Source organism: Methylorubrum zatmanii, from assembly GCF_014845115.1.
GTDB classification, from domain to species: domain Bacteria; phylum Pseudomonadota; class Alphaproteobacteria; order Rhizobiales; family Beijerinckiaceae; genus Methylobacterium; species Methylobacterium zatmanii.
Window position 1 is genome coordinate 1 of sequence record NZ_NKUI01000310.1, and the last position, 2,083, is coordinate 2,083.

At 66.3% G+C, this 2,083-nt stretch carries 1 protein-coding gene and 1 pseudogene; one reads left to right on the forward strand and one right to left on the reverse strand.

Annotation, left to right across the window (positions count from 1 at the left end):
• The first annotated feature begins 198 nt into the window (after positions 1-198).
• A complete protein-coding gene (locus MZTS_RS24125; protein ID WP_192285825.1) occupies positions 199-1,218 on the forward strand; it encodes an IS110 family RNA-guided transposase in 1,020 nt (339 codons plus the stop codon).
• A gap of 264 nt (positions 1,219-1,482) precedes the next feature.
• On the opposite strand, the pseudogene MZTS_RS24130 reads toward MZTS_RS24125, so the two are convergent.
• Positions 1,483-2,013 (reverse strand): annotated as a pseudogene (locus MZTS_RS24130) (DDE-type integrase/transposase/recombinase); the annotation flags it as partial.
• Positions 2,014-2,083: the final 70 nt, after the last annotated feature.

Consider the following 2,083-nt stretch of genomic DNA (forward strand, 5'->3'; position numbering starts at 1 on the left):
CACAGTTTGTGGGTCTCCCCCTGACGGTCCCGCTTCCCGTAGAGGTTCTGGCAGGCTTCGACACCCGCCTCGATACGCCGCCTTCAACACACCGTCGTCACCCAATCTCCCGCATAGCTCGGGTGGACGGCCCCTGCACCCGGCATCGGCGTGCCATAGTGGCCGCGGTGTGGTCCACTTTGAGCAGGAGCCGTCCCCATGCAGATTAGCATTGTTGGCCTCGACATCGCCAAGCAGGTCTTTCAGGTCCACGCGGCAGATGCCGAGGGTCGGCGGGTCGCGCAGGTGCGCCTTCGTCGCGCTCAGGTGCTCGATTTCTTCCGCGAGCTCCCGCCCTGCCTCGTCGGCATGGAGGCTTGTGCAACGGCGCACCACTGGGCACGCGAGCTGATCGCGCTCGGGCACGAGGTTAAGCTGATGCCGCCCGCGTATGTGAAGCCCTATGTGAAGCGCAACAAGACCGACGCTGCCGATGCGGAGGCGATCGCCGAGGCAGTGACGCGTCCGACCATGCGCTTTGTCGCGGTGAAGTCGGTTGAGCAGCAGTCGATGCTGATGCTGCACCGGGTGCGCGAACTCTTCGTGCGGCAGCGGACCATTCTCGCGACCGCCTTGCGCGCCCACCTCGCCGAGTTCGGTATCGTGGCACCGCAAGGCATTCACAGGGTGGAGAAGCTCGCCGCAGAGGTCCGCGACCCCGCGGTCCCGCCATTGGCGCAGGAGGCACTCTCACTGCTCGTCGACGAACTCGCAAGCATCGGGCGTCGCCTCGATACGATTGAGGAGAGGCTGGTTGCTCTGCACCGCGCTGATCAGCTGAGCCGCCGCCTCGCCTCGATCCCGGGCGTGGGACCGATCACGGCCATGGCGATCGCGAGCACCGTGCCCGATCCATCCGTGTTCCGCTCCGGCCGCGAGTTCGCTGCCTGGCTGGGCCTTACCCCCAAGAGCCACTCAAGCGGCGGCAAGGACAAGCTCGGGCGCATCTCAAAGCGCGGCGACCGATACATCCGCCACCTGCTTTATGTCGGCGCCGGCAACGCGATCCGGTTTTCAAAGGCGCGAGCGGCGACGGGCGAGGCATGGATCCGAGGCCTGCAGGAGCGCCGCCCGCCCAAGGTCGTCATAATTGCACTGGCCAATAAGATGGCGCGGATCGCCTGGGCGTTGATGATACGCGGCGAGAGCTTTCGCTCACCGGCGGCTGCCACGGCGTAGCCGCTGCCCATCGGTCGAGCATCAGAGGTTGCGAGGGCGAAAGTGAGGTGATGGCACGACCGGGCGGACCGGGGATCGACAAAGCCCGCAGAGCTTTAGGCGCGCAACAGCGCGACCCGTTGATGAGGCGTCGATCCGCGAACTCCATCAGGGCCAGCGGTCATGGAACAAGGCCGCACGAACAGGCCGCATACATGAACGCACCCGACCCGACGCTGCCCCACCCGCACGATCAACCTTGCAACGCAGGGGCCGTCCATACATGAAGCTCTCGACGAAGGCGTTCTGCGTTGGCTTACCGGGAGCGATGTAGTGCCACTCGACGCGATGATCCTTCGACCAGGCGAGGATCGCGTTCGAGGTGAACTCCGTGCCGTGGTCGGAGACGATCATGCCCGGCTTGCCGCGTCGGGAGATCAGGTCCGTCAGCTCACGAGCAACGCGGCGACCGGAGATCGACGTGTCCGGGATCGCTGCCAGGCATTCGCGCGTCACGTCATCGACGATGTTGAGCACACGGAAGCGCCGCCCGCAGGCGAACTGATCGTGCACGAAGTCCAGCGACCAGCGCGCGTTCGCCCTTGCCTCGACCAGGATCGGCGCCCGCGTGCCCACCGCGCGTCGCCGCGCCCGGCGCTTGCGCACCGTCAGGCCCTCCTCGCGGCAGAGCCGGTAGATGCGGTTGACGCCAGACGTCTCGCCCTCCCGCCGCAGCAGGACGAACAGGCGCCGGTAGCCGAAACGCCGGCGCTCGTTTGCGAGGTCACGCAGCTTGCCGCGCAACTCCGTCTCCGTGATCCGCCCCCGCCGAGAGGTCCAATGTTATTGTTAGTGGACGGTTGGCCTGAGGGTCCCCCGGATTTTG